This window comes from Actinomadura violacea, assembly GCF_017573465.1.
Classification (GTDB): domain Bacteria; phylum Actinomycetota; class Actinomycetes; order Streptosporangiales; family Streptosporangiaceae; genus Spirillospora; species Spirillospora violacea.
The window spans coordinates 329,892-349,769 of the sequence record NZ_JAGEPF010000001.1 but is presented as its reverse complement, the minus strand read 5'-3'; the positions used below and the strand labels follow the sequence as shown (position 1 = coordinate 349,769).

The 19,878-nt window shown below is 73.7% G+C and carries 13 protein-coding genes; 4 read left to right on the top strand and 9 right to left on the bottom strand.

The window, feature by feature from the left end; genetic code table 11:
• Window positions 1–4: 4 nt before the first annotated feature.
• The gene (locus tag J4709_RS01750; RefSeq protein ID WP_208236099.1) at window positions 5–1,486 is read right to left on the bottom strand and encodes an MFS transporter; all 1,482 of its coding nucleotides are present in this window, start codon (window positions 1,484–1,486) and stop codon (window positions 5–7) included.
• Window positions 1,487–1,640: 154 nt separating this feature from the next.
• Between J4709_RS01750 and sigJ the strand changes: the two genes are divergently transcribed.
• Window positions 1,641–2,567 (top strand): RNA polymerase sigma factor SigJ, encoded by a 927-nt coding sequence (sigJ, locus tag J4709_RS01745; protein WP_208236097.1) that lies wholly within the window; start codon window positions 1,641–1,643, stop codon window positions 2,565–2,567.
• Between the two features lie 149 nt (window positions 2,568–2,716).
• On the opposite strand, the gene J4709_RS01740 is transcribed toward sigJ, so the two are convergent.
• Window positions 2,717–3,652, bottom strand: a complete 936-nt coding sequence (locus tag J4709_RS01740; RefSeq protein ID WP_208236094.1) for a LysR family transcriptional regulator — start codon at window positions 3,650–3,652, stop codon at window positions 2,717–2,719.
• Between the two features lie 152 nt (window positions 3,653–3,804).
• A complete protein-coding gene (locus tag J4709_RS01735; protein ID WP_307800860.1) occupies window positions 3,805–4,710 on the bottom strand; it encodes an ArsR/SmtB family transcription factor in 906 nt (301 codons plus the stop codon).
• Window positions 4,711–4,854: 144 nt separating this feature from the next.
• Here J4709_RS01735 and J4709_RS01730 point away from each other — a divergent pair, with 144 nt between their 5' ends.
• Window positions 4,855–5,772 (top strand): aldo/keto reductase, encoded by a 918-nt coding sequence (locus J4709_RS01730; protein WP_208236090.1) that lies wholly within the window; start codon window positions 4,855–4,857, stop codon window positions 5,770–5,772.
• A 15-nt stretch (window positions 5,773–5,787) separates the two neighbouring features.
• On the opposite strand, the gene J4709_RS54435 is transcribed toward J4709_RS01730, so the two are convergent.
• From J4709_RS54435 to J4709_RS01700, 6 genes are all read right to left on the bottom strand, one after another.
• On the bottom strand, window positions 5,788–6,429 hold the full coding sequence (locus J4709_RS54435) for a TetR/AcrR family transcriptional regulator (protein ID WP_208236088.1): 642 nt from the start codon (window positions 6,427–6,429) through the stop codon (window positions 5,788–5,790).
• Between the two features lie 103 nt (window positions 6,430–6,532).
• Window positions 6,533–9,349, bottom strand: coding sequence for a glycoside hydrolase family 2 protein (locus J4709_RS01720; protein WP_208236086.1), 2,817 nt, complete (start codon window positions 9,347–9,349; stop codon window positions 6,533–6,535).
• 118 nt (window positions 9,350–9,467) lie between these two features.
• Window positions 9,468–10,964, bottom strand: a complete 1,497-nt coding sequence (locus J4709_RS01715; RefSeq protein WP_208236084.1) for an ABC transporter ATP-binding protein — start codon at window positions 10,962–10,964, stop codon at window positions 9,468–9,470.
• Entirely contained in the window at window positions 10,958–11,842 is an 885-nt protein-coding gene (locus tag J4709_RS01710) for an ABC transporter permease (RefSeq protein WP_208236082.1), read from the bottom strand. Before J4709_RS01710 ends, J4709_RS01715 begins: the two co-directional genes overlap by 7 nt.
• Window positions 11,832–12,815 (bottom strand): ABC transporter permease, encoded by a 984-nt coding sequence (locus tag J4709_RS01705; RefSeq protein WP_208236080.1) that lies wholly within the window; start codon window positions 12,813–12,815, stop codon window positions 11,832–11,834. The genes J4709_RS01710 and J4709_RS01705 overlap by 11 nt, the downstream gene beginning before the upstream one ends.
• Window positions 12,816–14,381: an ABC transporter substrate-binding protein gene (locus J4709_RS01700; protein WP_232382779.1), complete on the bottom strand. Its 1,566-nt coding sequence runs from the start codon at window positions 14,379–14,381 to the stop codon at window positions 12,816–12,818.
• 759 nt (window positions 14,382–15,140) lie between these two features.
• Here J4709_RS01700 and lanL point away from each other — a divergent pair.
• Window positions 15,141–17,927: a class IV lanthionine synthetase LanL gene (lanL, locus tag J4709_RS01695; protein ID WP_208236078.1), complete on the top strand. Its 2,787-nt coding sequence runs from the start codon at window positions 15,141–15,143 to the stop codon at window positions 17,925–17,927.
• Window positions 17,924–19,876 carry a S9 family peptidase gene (locus J4709_RS55355; RefSeq protein ID WP_208236076.1) on the top strand — a complete coding sequence of 651 codons (1,953 nt, stop codon included), beginning with the start codon at window positions 17,924–17,926 and terminating at the stop codon, window positions 19,874–19,876. The genes lanL and J4709_RS55355 overlap by 4 nt, the downstream gene beginning before the upstream one ends.
• The last annotated feature ends 2 nt before the right edge of the window (window positions 19,877–19,878 follow it).

The following is a 19,878-nucleotide window of genomic DNA, read 5'->3' as shown; positions in this document are numbered from 1 at the left end:
GCCGTCACTGACGAGGTGCCAGGGGGCCGCGGCGGAGGAGGGTGCCGCAGACGACCGCGCCCGCCGCGAAGATGCCGGCGCACCACCAGAACACCGTGGTGTAGCCGTGCACGGCGGCGACCTGGAGCAGCTGCGGCGTCGGCCGCCCGTGCAGGTGGCCGGCCACGTAGTCGGTCGTGGCGCCGGCCGCGATGGTGTTGAGGAGCGCGGTGCCGATCGAGCCGCCGAGCTGCTGCCCGGTGTTGATGCTCGCCGACGCCACCCCCGCGTCCTGCGGCGCGACCCCGAAGGTGCCGGTGGCGGCCGCCATGCCGAAGACGAGGCCCATGCCGGCGCCGACCACCATGAGCGGGCCGAGCAGCGCCGACGCGTAGGTCGAGTGCACGTCGATCCGCGTCAGCCAGACCATGCCGGCCGCGTTGACCAGCATGCCGGTGATGACCATCGGCTTCGGCCCGAACCTCGGCAGCAGCCTGGTGTTGCCCAGCGCGGCGGCCGTCCCGCTGCACAGCACCATCGGCAGCATCGCGACGCCCGACCGGACCGCCGAGTATCCGAGGGTCACCTGCATGTAGTAGACGAGGAACAGGAAGATGCCGAACGTCGCGGCCCCGCTGATCAGGATGGTGAGGTACGCGCCGGCGCGGTTGCGGTGAAGGACGACGCGGAGCGGCAGGAGCGGGTTCGCGGTGCGCGCCTGCCAGGCCGCGAACACGGCCAGCAGCACGCCGCCCGCCGCGAGGAAACCCCAGGTCGACGGGGTGTGCCAGCTGTGGGACGCGGCGTTCGAGAAGCCGTAGACCAGGCAGAACATGCCGGCGGACACGGCCGCCACGCCCGGCACGTCCAGCCGGCCGCCCGGCGCCCGCTCCTGCCGTCCCACCAGCAGCACGCCGCCGACGATCGCGACCGCGGCGAAGAGCAGGTTGACGTACATGCACCAGCGCCACGACAGGTAGGACGTCAGCGCGCCGCCGAGCAGCAGCCCGAGCCCGCCTCCGGCGGCCGCGACCATGCCGTAGACGCCGAACGCCTTGGCCCGCTCCTTCGGGTCCTTGAACGTCGTCGCCAGCAGCGACAGGGCGGACGGCGCGAGCAGCGCCCCGAAGACGCCCTGGCAGGCGCGCGCCGCCACGAGCATCGGGAAGCCGGTCGCGGCGCCGCCGACGGCGGACGCGGCCGCGAAGCCGGCGAGCCCGGCGAGGAACGTCGTCTTGCGTCCGGCGAGGTCGGCCAGGCGTCCGCAGAACAGCAGGAGGCTGCCGAACGACAGCGCGTACGCGGTCACGACCCACTGCCGGTCGGCGGCGCTGAAGCCGAGCGCGCGCTGCGCCGACGGCAACGCGAGATTCATGACGGTCAGGTCGAGGACGACCATGAGCTGGGCGGCGGCGATGACGGCGAGGACCAGCCACCGCCGCGGATCCCGCGCCTGCGTCCCGGCGGCGGTGCCCGAGCCCGGCCCGGTCGTTGTGCTTGTTGCCACGATCATCTCCTTGTCGGATCGAGGGGCCCTGGGGGCCTCGCCGTTCCGACGACGCGGCGCGCCGGAATGTCAGGCGGCGCCGCCCGCCTCACAATCCGGCGCGGTATCTCGTCGGAGTGGTGAGGGCGGAGCCGACCAGAGGAGCCTGGGGACCATGACCGACCATCCGGCGATGAGCGAGGACCGGGCCGACGCGGGCCTGGCCGCGGTCATCAGCGAGCGGCGCCAGCTGATCAACCTCGCCTACCGGCTCCTCGGCTCGCTGGCCGACGCCGAGGACGTCGTGCAGGAGACCTACGCCCGCTGGTACGCCCTGACCGGGCCGCAGCAGGACGCGATCGCCTCGCCCGGTGCGTGGCTGTCGAAGGTCGCCAGCCGCATCTGCCTGGACGTGCTCGGCTCGGCGCGCGCGCGGCGCGAACGCTATGTGGGCGAGTGGATCCCCGAGCCGCTGCCCGAGCCCGCGCAGTGGGCCAGCGGACGACCCGGCGCCGACCCGGCCGACCGGATCACGCTGGACGAGTCGGTCAGCATGGCGTTCCTCGTCGTGCTCGAGTCGATGACGCCGGCCGAGCGCGTCGCGCTCGTCCTGCACGACGTCTTCCGCTACCCCTTCGCGGAGATCGCCGAGATCACCGGCCGGACCCCGGCGGCCTGCCGGCAGCTGGCGTCCTCGGCCCGCCGCCGCGTCCGCGACTCCCGGCCGCCCGCGACCCCGGCGGCGCACCAGGCCGGCATCGTCCGGAGCTTCATGCACGCGCTGGAGAGCGGTGACGTCGACGCGCTCGTCGGCCTCCTCGACCCCGCCGCCACCCTCACCGCGGACGGCGGCGGCCAGGTCAGGACGGCGCTGCGCCCGATCGAGGGCGGCGCGCAGATCGCGCAGGCCTGCGCCGACCTGCTCCACCGGTTCGGCGGCCTGACGCTCCAGGAGCGCACCGTCAACGGCCAGCCGGGGCTGATCGCCCGGCAGCACGGCGTCCTCGTGACGGTGTACGCGTTCGAGTTCTCCGGCGGCCGGATCAAGCACATCTGGGCGATCCGGAACCCGGACAAGCTCCGCCCCTGGACGACGGCCTGACGCCGGAGAAGGCGCGTCGACGTGCGGAAAGGCCGGAATTTTGCGCGGCGCCCGCCGGGTCAGGTCGTCGATGAGCACCCGGCAGGCGCGCAGCCGAGATCATAAGTGGCCGGAGCCGAACGCGCACATCGGACGGCGCGGAGCGCGGGCTAAGGGCCCGTGGGGAAGAGGGGGTGGTCGGGTGCCGGGATCCATTGGGTCCGGGGCGCGAACGGGCGGTAGTGGTCCCCCACGTGGTCGATGAGCAGCGGAAGCGACGGGTGGCGGTTCCCCTCGTGCCACATCAGCGACCACGGGTACACGGGCACCGGATCGGTGACGGTGATCTCGACGACGTCCGGGTAGCCGGGGAACTGCGTCTTGTTGGCGAACGTGATGAGGTCCGGTGACGCGGCGATCTTCTCCATGATGTGGTCGGCGCCGAAGACCGGGCCGGACGTGTCGATCCGGACGCCGAAGTCGGCGCTGAGGAAGTCGTAGAACTCCGCCCATTCGGTGTCGCGGGCGTTGCCGGGCATCCAGGCGGTGAGGCCGGACAGTTCGGGCAGCGCGACGCGCCGGCGGCGGGCGAGGCGGTGCCGGCGGCCGACGAGGATCGGGATCGGCTCCAGCCAGGCGGGGATGCGCCGGACGCCCGGCGGGAGGGGGCCGGTGACGCGGCCGAACGCGGCGTCGACGGAGCCGTCGGCGAGCGCCGTCCGCCGGGAGAGTGCGCCGCGGGACACGACGAGGTCGACGTCGGTGTCGCCGGTCTCGTAGAAGTCGCGGACGATGTCGATGGGCGCGGAGGCGCGGGCGAGCGCGTCGATGCGCAGGGCGCGGCGCCGCACGCGGAACATCCCGGCGGCCTGGTCGGCGAGGCCGATCAGGGCGCGGGCGTGCGGCAGGAAGGCGGCGCCGTCCTCGGTCGGCTCGGCGCCGGTGCGGGCGCGGGTCAGCAGCGCGACGCCGAGGTCCGCCTCGAGCCGGGCGATGCGCTTGGACACGGCCTGCTGGGTCATGCCGAGGCGGTCGGACGCGGCCGTGAACTGCCCGTCGTCGACGACGGCGAGGAACGCCCGGACGGCCCCGAGGTCCAGCTCCATCCACAACTCCTGGTTGTTCTCGGTCGGCGTGTCCGCTGTTGAAAATTGCACTGTGGACTGCGTTCTGATGAGCACAGCCGTGGGTGCAGCGACAATCCGCAGGAGTATAGGCCCCCGGCGGCCGCGGCACCGTCCCGTCGGATGCGGACGGCTCAGTGCCGGGACGCGGCCGCTGCGAGGAGGGTCTCGGCGGCGGCCGTCCTGGCGTAGAGGACGGAGCGGCCCGCCCGGTGCGCGCTGACCAGGCCCGCGTCGCGCAGCGCCGTCAGGTACCGCGAGACGCCGGACGGGGCCAGGCCCGTCCGGCGCGCGAGCTGGGTGGTCGAGGCGGGCGCGTCCAGCTCGGCGAGCAGGCGGGCGCGCGAGCGGCCCAGGACGACGGCCAGCGCCTCCGTCCCGCCCGCCGGTCCGGGCTCCCAGAGCGTGCCGATGCCCCGCGCCGGATACGCCAGCTGCGGCGGGTCGGGCGGGACGATGCGGCTGAGCAGGCGCGGGCCGGTGAACGCCGACGGGGCCAGCAGCAGTCCGGGCCCCGCCGCCGCGCGGGGCAGCGGCCTGGTCCGCCGGACGAGGTGCAGCGCGGTCCCGTCCCACCGCACCGATCCGTGCAGGTCGTTGAGCACCTCGCCGGCGCCGCGCTCGGCGACCTGCCGGGCGCGGAAGAGGACGTCCGCGTCGAGGAGCGTCCGGACGCGCGCCCAGTAGGGGGCGAGCGCCAGCTCCCAGTACGCGTGGATCTCTTCCACGAGGCGCGGCAGATGGGTTTCCGGGGAGCGGTACAGCGCGCGCGCCCGCGGGCCGAGCCGTCCCTGGTGGCGTTCGAGGTGGTCGAGGTCGTGCCGGACGCGTCCGGGCCCGGCGGCGAGGATCGCGGACGTCTCGTCCCGCAGCTCCGGCGACGCGCCGGCCGGGGCCGGGTTGAGGAAGTACGGCCAGAAACCGGACGCGGGGACGAGCTCCGCGAGCCAGCCGCCGGCCATGCGCGGCCGCACCTGCCGGAGCCAGGGCCGGTGGACGGGTGGCGCGGACGCGTCCCGCAGCAGCCGGAAGCTCGTCACCACCTGCCACATCGGCGAGACGGCGAACCGGACCTGCGCGAGGTCACCGGCGGAGAACGCCAGCTCGGCCAGGGCGTCCTCCCGAGGTTTCGCACATGTGTGAATCAGTGGCGCCCATCGTAGGCCGGGCGTGATCCTCCCGGCATGACCACGAACATGATCAATGCGGCCGATGCGGGCACCTGGCGGCTCGGTGACCTGGCAGTCAACCGGCTCGGCTTCGGTGCGATGCGGCTGCCGCAGACCGGCGGGGCGCTGGTGCCGGACGCGGTGCCGCGCGACCGCGGGCAGGCGGTCGCGGTGCTGCGGCGGGCCGTCGAGCTCGGCGTGAACCACATCGACACCGCCGCGTTCTACTTCTCGCCGCTGCGGTCGGCGAACGAGCTGATCAACAGCGCGCTGTCCCCGTACCCGGACGGCCTGGCGATCGCCACGAAGGTGGGGCCGGCGCGCGACGCGTCCGGCCGGTGGGCGGAGCACGCGATGACGCCCGAGGCGCTGCGCGCCCAGGTCGAGGAGAACCTCCGCCAGCTCGGCCGCGATCACCTCGACCTGGTCAACCTGCGGATCCTCGGGAGCCACGACCGCTTCGCCGAACGGTTCGGGGCGCTCGCCGAGATGCGGCGGGCGGGGCTGATCCGGCATCTCGGGCTGTCCAACGTCCGCCCGCACCATGTGGCGGAGGCGCAGGCCATCGCGCCGGTCGTGTGCGTCCAGAACCCCTTCGGCATCGGCGCCTTCGCGGAGCAGGAGCAGATGCTGCGCTTGTGCGGCGAGCAGGGCATCGCGTTCGTGCCGTTCTATTCGCTGGCGGGCACCCGGCGCGAGGGCGGGCGGTCCGGCGGCGACGACGAGCCTGCGGTCGGCGCCGTCGCGCGGGAGCTCGGGGCGTCCCCGGCGCAGATCCGGCTGGCCTGGACGCTGCACCAGGGCCCGCACGTCCTGGCGATCCCCGGCACCGGCGACCTCGCCCACCTGGAGCAGAACATCGCCGCCGCGGCCATCCGCCTGCCCGGCGAGGCGCTGGCCGCCCTCGACGCCCTCCACCGCCGAGCCGCCTGAGGAGACGCGCGACGGTCACAGGTGGTCGCGGGCCGCCGGGGAGACGGGCGCGGTCAGGACCGCGACGACCGCGTCCACCAGGTCGGCCGCCAGCAGTTCCCGGTCGGCGGCGCCATGACCGTCCTGGACGTGCCGCTCGTGGTTGGCCAGCGTGTGCAGGAGCAGGCCGATGAAGAACTCCAGCCGGTGCGCCCGCACCGGCGCGGGCAGGTCGTCGACGCAGGCGCTGATGCGCGCGTGGAGCTGGAACAGCGCGCGGGTCCACTCCTCGGCGGCGAGGTCGTAGGGCGCCAGCTTCTCCACGTACAGGGCGTTCGCGACGAACCGCAGGAACCAGCTCGGACGCTCCGGGGTGCCCACCCGCTCGATCATCGGCCGGACGAACACCTCGATGAGCGCCCGCAGGTCCTCGCCGCGCCCCTGGTCGTCGAGCTCGGCGAGCCGCCGCAGCTGCACGTCGTTGGTGGGGCCGAGCCGGTGCCGGTAGATGGCGGTGACCAGGTTCTCCTTCGTGCCGAAGTGGTAGGCGACGGCGGAGGTGTTGCGCTGGCCGGCCGCCGCCGCGATCTCGCGCAGCGACACGGCGTTGACGCCCCGCTCCGCGAACAGCCGTTCGGCGACGTCGATCAGGCGGGTCCGGGTGTCGGCTCCTGGCACGCCCCCAGTGTGCGAGCCCCGCCGCCCCAACGCAAAGGCGTCGGCCAGCGCACGCGCGAAGGCCGGACGGAGGCGAGTCCGTCCGGCCTTCACGCGTGCGGGGTCAGCGGGTGGGGTGGGTCTGGGTGGGGACGTTGAAGCCGTTGACGCGGACGTCGGGCTTGCCGGACGTGGCGGAGTAGCGGGCGGTGATGGTCTGCTGCTCGCCCGGCCAGAGCGTGATGTCGTTGTCGCTCCAGCGGATCGGCAGCACCTGCTCGCCGCCGGCGAACAGGTCGGCGCGGGTGGACAGGGCCGGGGTGCCGCCGTGGCCGGTGTTGCGGACGGTCACGGTGGTCACCATGTCGCCGCCCTCGCGGCGGGTGGTCGCGTCGACCTTGATGTCGGCGGGCTTGAGGGAGCGCAGGCCGGTGAGGTCGGCGTAGCCGTCCTTCTGGAAGACCGCGAAGCCGTTGGACGGGGTGTACTTGCCGGGCGCGTGGGTCTTCGGCCAGTCGACCTGGTCGGCCTTGGTGGACAGCCAGTAGACGTTGCGGCTGACGACCTCGGAGCCGCGGGTGAGGGTGAGCTTCTCGAAGTAGGTCTTGGAGATCCCGGCGGGGACCTTCGGGTGCAGGACGGTCCGGACGTCCTGGCTGCCCAGCGCGCCGACGGGGGCGCTCGCGGTGGCGCGGACCTTGCCGTCGAGGTCGATGATCTGGGCGGTGGCGCGCAGGCCGTCCTGGCGGGCGCCGGTGAGGTTGGCGGCCTTGATGGAGCCGTCGGCGTAGGAGTACATGATGTGCACCGGCTCGTTGGCCTTCTTGGCGCCGAAGTAGACGCCGGGCTGGTCGAAGTCGGAGCCGTACATGCTCCACTGGAGCGACGGCCACGCCTTGTTCAGCATCCAGTAGATGATCCCGGTGCTGGGGTTGGCCTTGTCGGTGGAGTTGCCGATGTACGACTCGAACTGCGCGCGGGTGACCTCGTATTCACCGAGCTGGACGGTCTTCTGGTACGAGCCGGCGTCCTTCCACGGGCCGTACCGGTGCCACAGCGGGGTGTTGTAGACGCCCATCCGGGAAAGGCGCGTGTAGTCGGCGTAGAGGAACGTGTGGTACATGTCCTGGCCGGCGGTCTGGCCCTTCGCGGTGGCCGGGTCCCAGATCTTCTTCTGCTCGCCCGGGGGCAGGAAGCGGTTCAGCGAGTCCTGCGTCGGGATGGTGTTGCCGGTGCTGACCTCGGTGTCGAATCCCCAGGCGCTGCCGGTCATGCTGAGCGACGGGTCCTTGGTGTTGACGGTCTCGCGCTTGTTGTTCCACAGGGCGTTCGGCGGGAAGTAGTTGTAGCCGCCCTCCTTCGTGCCCGCCGGGCCGAGCTTCGGCGACGACTTGTACTCGGCTGCGGCGACCTGCGGCAGCCGGAAGTCGGCCTCCTTGAAAGCCTTCAGGAAAAGGGCTTCCTTCTCGGCGTCGGGGGCGTTGTCGCTGCCCTGGAAGAAGGTGAAGACGCTCGGGTGGTCGCGCAGCCGCTCCGCCATGGCGCGGGCCTGGTTGGACGCGTTGGCCTTCACCTCGTCCGTCCAGGTGGACGACTCGCCCTCCCAGAGGGCGCAGCACTGCCAGCCCGGCATCGCGAGGACGCCGGCCCGGTCGAGCTGGGCGAACATGTCGTCCGGCGGGAAGTTGCCCTCGAACCGGACGGCGTTGAGGCCCATGTTGCGAATGTAGGAGACCTGGTCGGCGATGTTGCTCCGCGAGTAGCGCAGGAACAGGTCGGGCGACCATCCGGCGCCGCGGATGACGAGCGGCTTCCCGTTGACGATGAACTGCCGGTAGCCGTTCTTGCCGTGCGTCTTGCCGGGGACGGGCTTGGTGAGCCGCGAGGTGACGGTGCGGATGCCGAAGTCCTCGGCGGCGGTGCTGGAGACCGTCCCGCCGGCGGACGCGTTCAGCGCGAGGTGGTACATCGGCTGGTCGCCCATCTGGTACGGCCACCACACGGCCGGGTGCCTGAGGTGCAGGCCGGGGCAGTCCGCCTTGGTGATCGTGACGGTGCGGGTCGCGCGGGCGGGCACCGTGACCGTCGTCCTGCAGGCGATGCGGGTGGAGCCGTGCGTGACCGTGCCGGCCACCGTCACCCGCTGCGCTGACGCGGTGTTGTTGCGCACGTCGGCCTTGACGGTGAGGTCGGCGGTGGACAGGTCGGCGGCGTCGTCCTGCAGGACGTGCGCGTTGCGGACCGAGACCGGGCCCTCCTGGACGATCTGCGGCGCGTACTGCAGCCCGGTGTTCTGGTCGGGCGCCATCGGGTTCCAGTCGACCTGGTTCTGGGTCAGGTACCGCATGGGCTTGTCGAACTTGGTGATGTCGGAGTCGTTGCGGGAGACGTCGAGGGCGATCGCGTTCGCGCCGTCCCGGACGTACGGCGTGATGTCGTATTCGAGGCGCGCGTACGACCCCTGGAACTGCGCACCCGCGGCGATCTTGGTGCCGTTGACCCAGAGGTCGGCCTTTCCGGAGACGCCGTTCATCACCAGGAACGTCCGCCCGTCCTTGCGGGGGTGGACGGTGAGCTGCTCGCGGTACCACCAGTTCACGTCGAACTGCTTGGCCGGCACCTTCGCCATGTTGTCGTTGTGGAAGATGTTCGGGTACTTGCCGTTCTCCAGCAGGCCCGCCATCAGCGTCTCGGGCCGGGAAAGCGGCAGCCAGCCCTTCGTGGAGTAGCCCGGCTTGGAGATCTCCGCGCCGGTGTCACCGGTGTCGGCGGACGACCGGATCGCCCATCCGGAGGTCAGTTCCGTGGTGCCGGACGGCTGGATCTTCTGCACCGAAGCCCGGGGCGCGGAAAAGGCGTGCGCCGGCATGGTGGGAAGGATCGTCCCGGCAAGGGCGAGTGCGGCGCACAGCGCCGTCGTTCGCGTCCTGGACCCGCTCATCTGTCCATCACTCCCTGGTGCGGCCGGAGCCGGGAGCCTTCCCGGCGGCTGATGCCATTCATGTTCCGGCCGGAGCCGCCCCGGGGGCCGTAGGGGCAGGACGCCAATGGGGGTAGTGCTAGGCCCACTTTCCGGTGAGGGCGGTGGCGTCCAGGAGCCGCCTCGTCTCGGGGTGGCTCGCCGAGTCGAGGGCGTGCGCGGGCAGGTCCTCGACGATCCGTCCGGCGTGCAGGACGACGACGCGGTCGGCGACGCGGCGGGCGACGCGCAGGTCGTGGGTGACCAGCGCGATCGTGATGCGGTGGTCGCGGCGCAGCGCGGTCAGCAGCCGCAGGACGCGCTGCTCGGTGAGGACGTCGAGTCCGCTGGTGGGCTCGTCGGCGAGCAGCACGTCGGGTTTCTGCGCGAGCGCGCGGGCGATCGCGACGCGCTGGCACTCGCCGCCGGACAGGGTGCCGGGGCGGCGCGCCGCCATGGCGGGGTCGAGGCCGACGTAGCGCAGCAGGTCGTCGTCGTAGGGGCCGGCCTCCGCGATGGCCTGCCGGACGGTGTGCCGGGGGTCGAAGGAGGCGAGCGGGTCCTGGAAGACCAGGCCGGTGCGGCGCCGGACGGCGCGCCGCTCGCGGTCGCGCAGCGCCCAGACGTCCGCGCCGCCGCGCAGCACCGAGCCGCCGTCAGGGCGGTCGAGGGCGGCGAGGGCGCCGACGAGCGTGGACTTGCCGGACCCGCTGCGGCCGACGATCGCGACGGCCTCGCCGGGGCGGACGGCCAGGTCGGCGCCGTCGAGCGCGACGGTCGTGCGGCGCCGGGACCGCAGGACGCGCCGCAGTCCCCGGACGGAGACGGCTTCGCCCTCCCCCACCGCCGCGGCCTCGCCGACCGGAGGGACTTCGGCGGTGGCGGCGGCGACCAGTTCCCGCGCCAGGTCGCTCTCCGGATCGCCGAGGATCCGCTCGGCGGGCCCGTGCTCGACGATGCGTCCGTCGCGCATCACGGCGATGTCGTCGGCCCAGCGCGCGGCGGCGGTCAGGTCGTGGGTGATGAGCAGGACGGCCCGGTCGCGGGCCTGGGCGCGGACGAGGTCGAGCACGGTCGCCTGGGTGACGGGGTCCAGCGCGGTGGTGACCTCGTCGGCGATGAGGACGGGCGGTTCGTGCACGGTGGCGAGCGCGAGCGCGACGCGCTGCGCCTGCCCGCCGGACAGCTCGAAGGGGTGCGCGGCGGCCAGCCCCGGGTCGAGGCCGAAGCGGGCCAGCGCGGTGCCGGGGTCGCCGGTGCCGTGCGCCTTGACTGTCTCGGTGAGGTGCCGCCGGACGGTGACGGTCGGGTTGAGCGAGGCGAGCGCGTCCTGGAACGCGTACCCGACGTCGCGCCCGCGCAGGGGGGCGCGGCCGCCGACCAGGACGGTCCCGCCGTGTGGCTGCAGGCCGGCGATGGCGCGGGCGGTGAGGGTCTTGCCGCTGCCGCTCGGCCCGACGAGCGCGAGGACGCGCCCGGCGGGAACGGCGAGGTCGACGCCGTGGACGACGCGGCGTCCAGGCACGTCCACGGTGAGCCCGGACACGGTGAGCCCAGTGGTGGTGGGGTCGGTGGCGGTGGGTCCAGCGGTCACCATGTCCTGCCTTCACCGGAGGGGCCGGCGACCGCGCCGGCGACGACGTTGACCGCGATGATCGTGGCGACCACGGCGGCCGCGGGGATCGCGACGGTGTACCACTCGCCGGTGAGCAGGTGCGACTGCGCCTCGGTGAGCAGGTTGCCCCAGCTCGGCCGGTTCGGCGGGACGCCGAGGCCGAGGAAGCTGAGCGTCGACTCGGTCAGCACGGCGTGCCCGACCTCGAACGCGGCGATGGACGCGACGGGCGGCAGCGCGCCGGGCAGCAGGTGCCGCCACATCACCTGCCACCGGGACAGGCCGAGCGCGTAGGCGGCGCGGACGTAGAGGCGCTCGCGGCGGCTGCGCAGCTCCGCGCGGACGATCAGCGCGACCGGCATCCAGCTGGTCAGCGCGATCGCGGCGACGACGAGGCCGAGGGACGGGCCCGCGACGGCGGCGAGCGCGAGCACGATGACCAGCAGCGGCAGGGCGAGCAGCACGTCGGCGGTGCGGGCGATGAGGCCGTCGAGCCAGCGCGGCGCGATCGCGGCGAGCCCGCCGATGAGCAGCCCGAGCCCGACCGTGATCGCGGCGGCGGTCAGCCCGACGAGCAGGGACGTGCGGGCGCCGTAGAGCATCCGGGTCCACAGGTCGCGGCCGAGCAGGTCGGTGCCGAGCGGGTGGCCGGGCGAGCCGGGCTTCAGCGACGTCGCGGACGTGTCGGTGGCGACCGGGTCGAGGGAGGTGAACAGCGGCGCGAGGACGGCGAGCAGCGCGAGCGCGGCGAGCACCGCGACGGCGGCGATCAGCGCGGGCCGCCGGGGCCGCAGCCGGACGGCGAGCAGCCCGCGCACGCGGGTCGCGGCGGGGGTGGGGGCGGGGGCGTCAGGCGGCATCGGCACGTCCCGTCCGGGCGCGGGGGTCCAGCGCCGCGACGATCAGCTCGGCGGCCAGGTTCGCGGCGATCACGATGAGGCCGGTGACCAGCACGATGGCGATGAGCAGCGGGTAGTCCTGGGCGCGCGCGGCGGTGATCGCCTCGCGGCCCATGCCGGGCCAGGAGAAGATCACCTCGGTGGCGTAGACGCCGGCGATCAGCGTCCCGACGCCGACGCCGAGCCGGGCGGTGAACGGCACGAGCCCGGGCCGCATCAGGTGCCGGGCGACGACCGTCCGGCGGGGCAGGCCGCGGACGCGGGCGTTCTGCACGTGCGGCGCGTCCCGGAGCCGTCCGACGCCGTTCTCCACGAGCCGCACGTACACGCCGAAGTGGTGGCCGAACGCGAGCGCGCACGCCGGCAGCGCCAGGTGCGCGAGCAGCCCGTACGCGGTGACGGGCTCGCCGGGGCGGCTGACCCCGCCGGACGGCATCAGGTGCGTCGCCGCCGCGAACGCGTACAGCAGCAGCAGCGCGACGACGAACCCCGGCATGCCGCCCATCGCGAACAGCAGGAGGTCGATGCCGCGGCGCAGCCACGCCCGCCGGGTGAGCGCCGCGACGAGCCCGACGGCGAGGGCGGCGGTGAAGCTCAGCAGGATCGCGGCGGCGGTGAGCAGCAGCGTCCACGGGACGGTGTCGCCGAGCGTGTCGGTGACGGGCCGTCCCGACATGTACGAGGTGCCGAGGTCGCCGCGGACGGCGTGCGACGCCCACCGCCAGTACCGGACGGGCGGCGGGTCGTCGAGGCCCATCTCCCCGCGCAGCTCGGCGACCGCCGCCGGGGACGGCGGGCGCCCGCCCGACCGCGACTCCAGCACGGACGCGGCCGGGTCGCCGGGCGCGGCGTCCAGGAGCCCGAAGCAGACCGCCGACAGGGCGGCGACGACCAGCGCCGCCGTCGCCGGCCGGCGGAGAATACGCAGCGGCATCTAGTTGTAGCGCCAGGTCTCGGCGTTCCAGAAGAACCCGTAGCCGTGGTGGCCCAGCGTGCGCTGCGCGGGCCCGGTCAGGTTCTTCGGGACGGCGTTGATGGTCTTGAGGTAGGAGATCCACACGAACGGCGGGTCGTCCTGGAGCGCCTGCTGGAACGCGGTGTAGGCGGCCTTCCGCTTGGCGGGGTCGAGGGTGGAGCGGCCCTCCTCCAGCGCCTTGTCGGCGGCCGGGTTGCTGTAGGAGCCGTAGTTGGAGCCGCCCTTGGCGAGCGCCTGCGACGAGGCGAACGGCCCGTACACCGAGGAGTCCGGGTCATAGGGGGTGCCCCAGCCGACCACCATGGCCTGCAGGTCGCCCCAGTGCTTGCGCACCCAGTCGCGCGGCCGCGGCCGCGGGTCGACCTCGAAGCCCTGCTGCTTGAGCTGCGTCGCGGACACGTTGAGGATCGCGACGCGCAGCGAGTCCTCGGCGAAGGTGGTCAGCTCGAACTTCACCGTGTTGCCGTTCTTCGCCCACAGCCCCTGGCCGTTCTTGGCGTACCCGGCGTCCTTCATGAGCGACGCCGTCCTGGCGGGGTCGAACGTGAAGCCGGGGGCGGCCGCGTACGGGCCGGCGTCCAGCGGCCCCTTCGCCGGGGAGCCGTAGCCGAGGACGACGCTCTTGGCGATGGCGTCGCGGTCGACGGCGTGGTTCATCGCCTGCCGGACCCGGCGGTCGGTGAACACCGCGTCCTTCATGTTGAACATGAGCGCCCGGTAGTCGGCGGTCGGGTACACCTCCAGCCGGTGGCCGCCGGCCTTGCCCGCCTGCTGCGGTGCGAGGTTCGCGGCGTCGACCTCGCCGTTGCGCAGTTGGATCAGGCGGGCCGAGTCGTCCGGGACGTACTTGATGACGACCTTCTTCAGGCCGGGCTTGCCCTCGTAGTAGCCGTCGAAGGCGGTCAGCTCGGCGTACTGGCCGTGCTTGTAGGTGGTCAGGGTGAACGGCCCGGTGCCGACGGGGTGCCGGCCGAAGCCGGGGTCGGTGAGCTTCTTCCCTTGCAGCAGGTGCTTGGGCAGCATGCCCATCGACACCGCGTCGAGCATCGGCGCGAACGGCTCGTCGAGGACGAGCTTGACCGTCGCCGGGTCGGGCGTCTCGACCGACTTCACCATGGTGAAGTTGCGCGACAGCGGCGAGTCGGCGCCCGCGTCGCGGACGCTCTCGATCGTGAACTTCACGTCGTCTGCGGTGAACGGCCTGCCGTCCTGCCAGGTCGCGCCCGGCCGCAGCGCGAACGTGTACGTCTTGCCGTCGGGCGCGACCGTCCACGACCTCGCCAGCGCGGGGACGACCTTGTTGTCCTTGTCGTGCCTGGTCAGGCCGCGGAAGACGAGCTCGGTCACCGGGTCGGTGTGCTCGTCCTGCAGGCCGGGGTTGAACGTCTCCGGCTCGTCCCCGATCGCGTACGTGAGCGACCCGTCCTTCCCGCCGGAGGCGGGCTCGTCCCCCTGCCCGCACGCGGACGCCACCGAGGCCGCCATGACAACGGCCATCACCGCCATAACCGGACGTTTCACCATGCCGGGCATTATTGCAAACTCTTCGCAGTAGCGACCAACTCGCATCTACTCCCCGGCGAGCCCCCGCCCCGGACGCCGCCGCCGCGCCGGCCCGGAGACGGACCCCGGGATCCGGCGCGGGCCCGGTCTCGGGCCGGCCTCCGGGCCGTGCAGCGGATCCGCTTTTCTGGCGCGGTCCATCCTTCTTTCCGCAACCCTTCGATCGTTCCGAAAGGTGAAGTGAGCGAGCGGAATATCGGCGGACGTGCGGCCCGCATCCCGCCTCCAGTCGGACAATCCGGATAAATACGGACAGTAGAATTGCTTTCGGCCGCGCCGTGATTGCCCGCCCGGGCCGGGCCGATCTCCGCGCCGGCGCCGCCGAGTGGGTCGCAAAAGGGCCCACGAGCTGCCCGTTCGCCGGGCGCCCGGCCTGATGCGGACGGAAACTCGATCATAACTTTTTTGTTGAGATCAAAGTTTCTGAAAGGCCCCGGTCAAGCCCGCCACGGGTCCTCTTGCGGACAGTTGATCGCCTCTGCCGTCACTCTGGTCACACCCGTCACGGCGATTAATGCGCAGTGAGAATATTCCCTACTGAACCGATCGGCTTGATTTAGAATAGTGCCTCTGGATTTCTCCGCGAATCCGTGGTTACCGTGTTCCCGTTCGCCGAGAAGTCCCGGCCGGCACCGGAAGAGGCGGACCCGATCAAGGCGGCATTCGATCTTTGCGTGCGTAGGGCGGCACTCTAAACGCGCAATGAGAGCGGAGATCCTCATGGTGGATTTCAATTTCAGTGTTTTCTCGGCTGCCCCGGCGGCCGCGGACGAGGACACGGCTCTCACCGATCTCCTCGCGGCGGCGATCGGGCGGGCGCCCGCCCCGCGGCGGTGGCGGACGGGCCGGGCCGGCCTGTGGTGCACCGCCGTTCCGGACGGGGCGCCCCGCCGCTCGCAGGGCTGGAAACTGCACGTCACGGGCACTCCCGCGGCGGCGCCCGAGATCCTCGGGCGCTGCCTGGAGATCCTGCTCGGGGCCGGCTCGGCGTTCAAGTTCGCCGCCACGACCGACTACGTCGCGGCCATGAACGCGCGCAACACGCCGCGGGGGCATTCGGGCAAGTTCATCACGGTCTATCCCGAAAGTGATGACGAGGCCGTCCGGCTCGCCGCCGCCCTGCACGAGGCGACGGCCGGCCTGCCGGGCCCGCGCATCCTTTCCGACCGGCCCTATGCCCCGGACAGCCTCGTGCATTACCGCTACGGCGCTTTCACCGAGGACCGGCGTCTCACCAATGACGGATTCTACGCGTGGATGATCATCGACCCGGACGGCAATCCGGTCGAGGATCGGCGCATCGGCCGCTACACGCCTCCCCCCTGGGCCACCTGCCCCTTTCCCGACAACGGCCAGCGCGTCACCCGCGCGGAAGGCCGTTCCGGAAAGGACCTCGTGATCGGCGGGCGCTTCGCGGTCAAGAACGCGATCCGGCACACCAACAAGGGCGGCGTTTACCGCGCCGTGGACGTCCGCACCGGTGACGCGGTGGTGCTCAAGGAAGCACGGCCGCATGTCGCCGCCGATCCGGAAGGCCGCGATACCCGGGACCGGCTGCGGGCGGAGGCCCGCGCGCTCGAACGCATTCGGCACCGCGGGATCGCGCCGCGGCCGGGCGGCCTGTTCACCGAGAGCGGGCACCTGTTCCTCGCACAGGAGATGATTCCGGGAACGCCGCTCCGGGAATGGACGGCCGATTCCATCCGCGACGCCGGCTGGGGCCCGCACCTCGCCCCGGCACTCGAGATGGCGCGCCGGCTGGCCGACCTGATGATCGAGGCGCACGCCACCGGGCTCGTCCTGCGCGACTTCAACCCCAACAACGTCATGGTGCGCCCGGACGGCGCGCCGGTCCTGATCGACCTGGAGCTGGCCGTGGTGCCGGGCGACGGCGAGGAGACGCCGCTGCGCGCGGGCACCCCCGCCTTCAGCGCGCCGGAGCAGTTCGAGGGCGCGCCGCCGCACGCGACGGCGGACTACTACAGCCTCGGCGCGACCCTGTGCTACGTCCTCACCGGCGGGCCGCCCTACTTCATGGAGGAGCGCCCGCGGCCCCGGCCGCTGACGCAGCGGCTCACCGAATGGCTCACGGCCCGCACCCAGGGCCTGGACCTGCCGGAATCCCTGCGGGCGGTGCTCGTGGAGCTGATGGCGGACGACCCCGGACGCCGCTGTACGCCGGCGCGGGCACGCTCCGTCCTGGCCTCGTTCGCACCGTCCCCCGTCCCCGCCCAGGCGCAGGGCCGGGCCGACGAGGACGCCGGGCCGGACGAGTGGCTGCAAGAGGCGTGCGAGCAGGCCGTCAGGGGCATCACCGGGCGGCTGCTCGCGGCCATGGAACCGGAGTCGGCACAGGCGCTGTGGCCGATGTCGTGCGTGCACGGCGCGCCCGACCCGTGCTGCGTCCAGCACGGCGCCGCGGGCAGCCTGGGCGCGCTGGTGCGGTACATGCGCTACGCCTCCGACCCGCGCCTGCCGGACGCGTCCGCCACCGCGGCGCGCTGGATGCTGGACCGCGTGCGGGACGGCGCCCGGCGGCCGTCCGGCCTCTACTTCGGGACGGCCGGCGTCGCGTGGGCGCTGCTCGACGCGGGCCTCGCGCTCGGCGACGACGCCCTGGCCGAGGAGGCCGCCGCGATGGCGGAGGCGCTCCCCGTCACCGCCCCCGGCCCCGACGTGACCCACGGCACCGCGGGCATCGGCATGACCGCCCTGCACCTGTGGGCCCGGACCGGCCGGAAGTCGTTCGCGGAGCGCGCGCAGGCCGCGGCGGACGCGCTGGCCGCCGCGGTCGAGGAGGGTCCGGACGGGCTCGTCTGGCGGACGCCCGCCCACGTGGAGTCCAAGCTCGCGGGCAAGTCGTACTACGGGTTCGCGCACGGCATCGCGGGCGTCGGCTACTTCCTGCTCGCCTGCGCGGAGGCGACGGGGAGCGCCGAGCACCGGGAGCTGGCCGTCCGGGTCGGGGAGAGCCTGCTGGACGCTGCGTTCATCACGCCGCGGTCGGCGATGTGGGGCGCCGGGACCGGCGACCCGCCCACCGCCCCCTACTGGTGCCACGGCGCGTCCGGGATCGGGACGTTCCTCGTCCGGCTGGGCGCCGCCACCGGCGACGCGCGGTTCGTGCGGGCGGCCGACCTGTCCGCCCGCGCGGTGACCGACCAGTCGTGGCGCGCGGTGCTCGGGCAGTGCCACGGCCTGGCGGGCAACGGCGACTTCCTGCTCGACATGGCCGACGTCACCGGCGACGCCCGGCACCGGGCCGCGGCCTGGCGGCTCGCCCGGATCATCATCGCCAGCCGCGCGCACCGCGACGGCCGGATCGTCCTGCCCGACGAGCGCGGCGACGTCTCGATGAGCTGGGGCGAGGGGCTGAGCGGGGTGCTGGCCTTCCTGGTCCGGCTGCGGTACGGCGGGGAGCGGCTCTGGATGGCCGACGCCGCGTCCGCGCAGGGTGCGGCCGAGGACGCGGTGGCCGGGACGGCCGTGCGGGGGTCCGCCCCGTGAACGCCACAGTGAACGGGACAGTGAACGGCACCGCGGGCGACGCCGCGGAGGCGGCGGTGCCCGCCCTGCCGGGGATCCCGACCCGGTTCGGCCTGGCGTTCTCCGCCGGCGGCCGGTGGGCGGCCTGCCTGAGCGCCGTCGACGACGACGTGACGCTGGAGCGGTGGAACCTCGCCCGCGCCGTGCCGTCCCGGCGGGTGTTCGGCGGCGGGACCGTCGCCTCCGGACCGGGCCTCCGGGAGCCCGTCGACCGGCACAGCCGCCCGCTGCCGCTGGACGACGGCCGCCTCCTCGTGGTGCGCGCCGAGGTCGACGCGCACGGGACGCCCGCCGGCCACGGAACGGTGGTCGCGGCGCAGGCCGGGCACGGCGGCACGACCGTCGGGCGGTCCTGGCGGGTCCCGTCGATGCTGGCCGGGTACGCGCTGGCGAGCCCCGGCGCACCGCAGACCGTCGTCCTGGTGACCGTGCAGGACGAGCACCGGTCGCGGATCTGGGAGCTGTCGCTCGCCACCGGGACGCTCGAACCGGTCATGGAGGTCCCCGGCGCGCTGTCGGGCGGCGTGTGGCTCGACGACGGGCGCACGCTCGCGCTCGACCAGGCGACCGCGGACCACCGCGCCGACGGGATCGCCGTCGACCTGCGCGAACGCTCCTGGCGGCGGGTCTGGTCGGTGGCGGCGGCGACCGCCGACCGGATCGTCGCCTGCGACCGCCGCTCCGGGACCCTCGCGGTGACCACCGGCCTCCCCGGCGCCCAGTGGACCGGCGCCCTGCGGATCGGGCTGTGGACTCCCGGCGGCGGGCGCGTCCGGTTCCCCGCCGCGCTCAACCGGCCCGCCGGCGGCATGGTCCCGCTGACCTTCGACGACACCGGCGCGCGCCTGCTGGTGAGCGAGGTGTCGGGCGCGGTGTCCCGGCTCCTGGTGCACACCCTCTCGGACGACCGGCTCGAACCCCTGGCCGTCCCGCCCGGGCTGGCCGGCGCGCCCGCCTCGTGGACGGGCGACCGCATCCACCTGCGGTTCTCGGCGCCGCACCTGCCCCCCACGCTGGCGACGGCGCACACGGCGGCGCTAGCGGAGGCGCACTGCCCGCCGCTCGCGGGCTGGGCGCCGGTGCGGCGGGCGCCCGACGTCGCGGCGGACTGGCGGACCGCCGACCTGGTCGAGCTGCCGGGCCCGGCGGGGCCGATCGAGGCGGTCGTCTACGGCGGCCCGCGCTGGCGCGAGCGGCGGCACCTGGTGCTGGCGCTGCACGGCGGCCCGCTGTCGGCGTGGCGGTTCGAGTTCGACCCGCTCTTCCAGCACCTCGCCGCGGCCGGCATCGCGGTGGTCGCGCCCAACCAGCGCGGCAGCACCGGCTACGGCGAGCCGCACCTGCGCGCGGTCATCGGCGACTGGGGCGGCCCCGACCTGGACGACGTCGTCCACCTGGCGCGCGGCATCGTCCGGACCCGGCGGGACGCCGGGCTGCCCGAACCGGTCGTGCTCGGCGGCAGCTACGGCGCGTTCCTGGCGCTGCTGGCCGCCTGCCACAGCCCCGACCTGTGGTCGGGCTGCGTGGCGCTCGCGCCGTTCACCTCCGCCGACGGCCTGTACCGCGACGCACCCGGCCCCGTCCGGGACCGCGTCGCCCGGCTCAACCGGGCCGGGGGCGGCGGAACGGACGGAGCGCGCGACGTCCTGCGCATGTGCGATGCGCTCACGGCGCCGCTGCTGCTGGCGCACGGGACCCGCGACGAGGTCATCCCCGTCGCGCACTCCCGGGCGCTGCGGCGGCGCCTCCTCGAACTCGGCAGGACCGAAGGGACCGGCCTCGGCTACATCGAGGCCGACGACGGGCACACCGCCGTCGTCCAGGCATGGTCCCCGGTCCTCCGGACGGCGGTGGTCCGCTTCTGCCTCACGGCGGAGCGGATCTCGGCGACGACCACCGAAGGGAGGTGAAC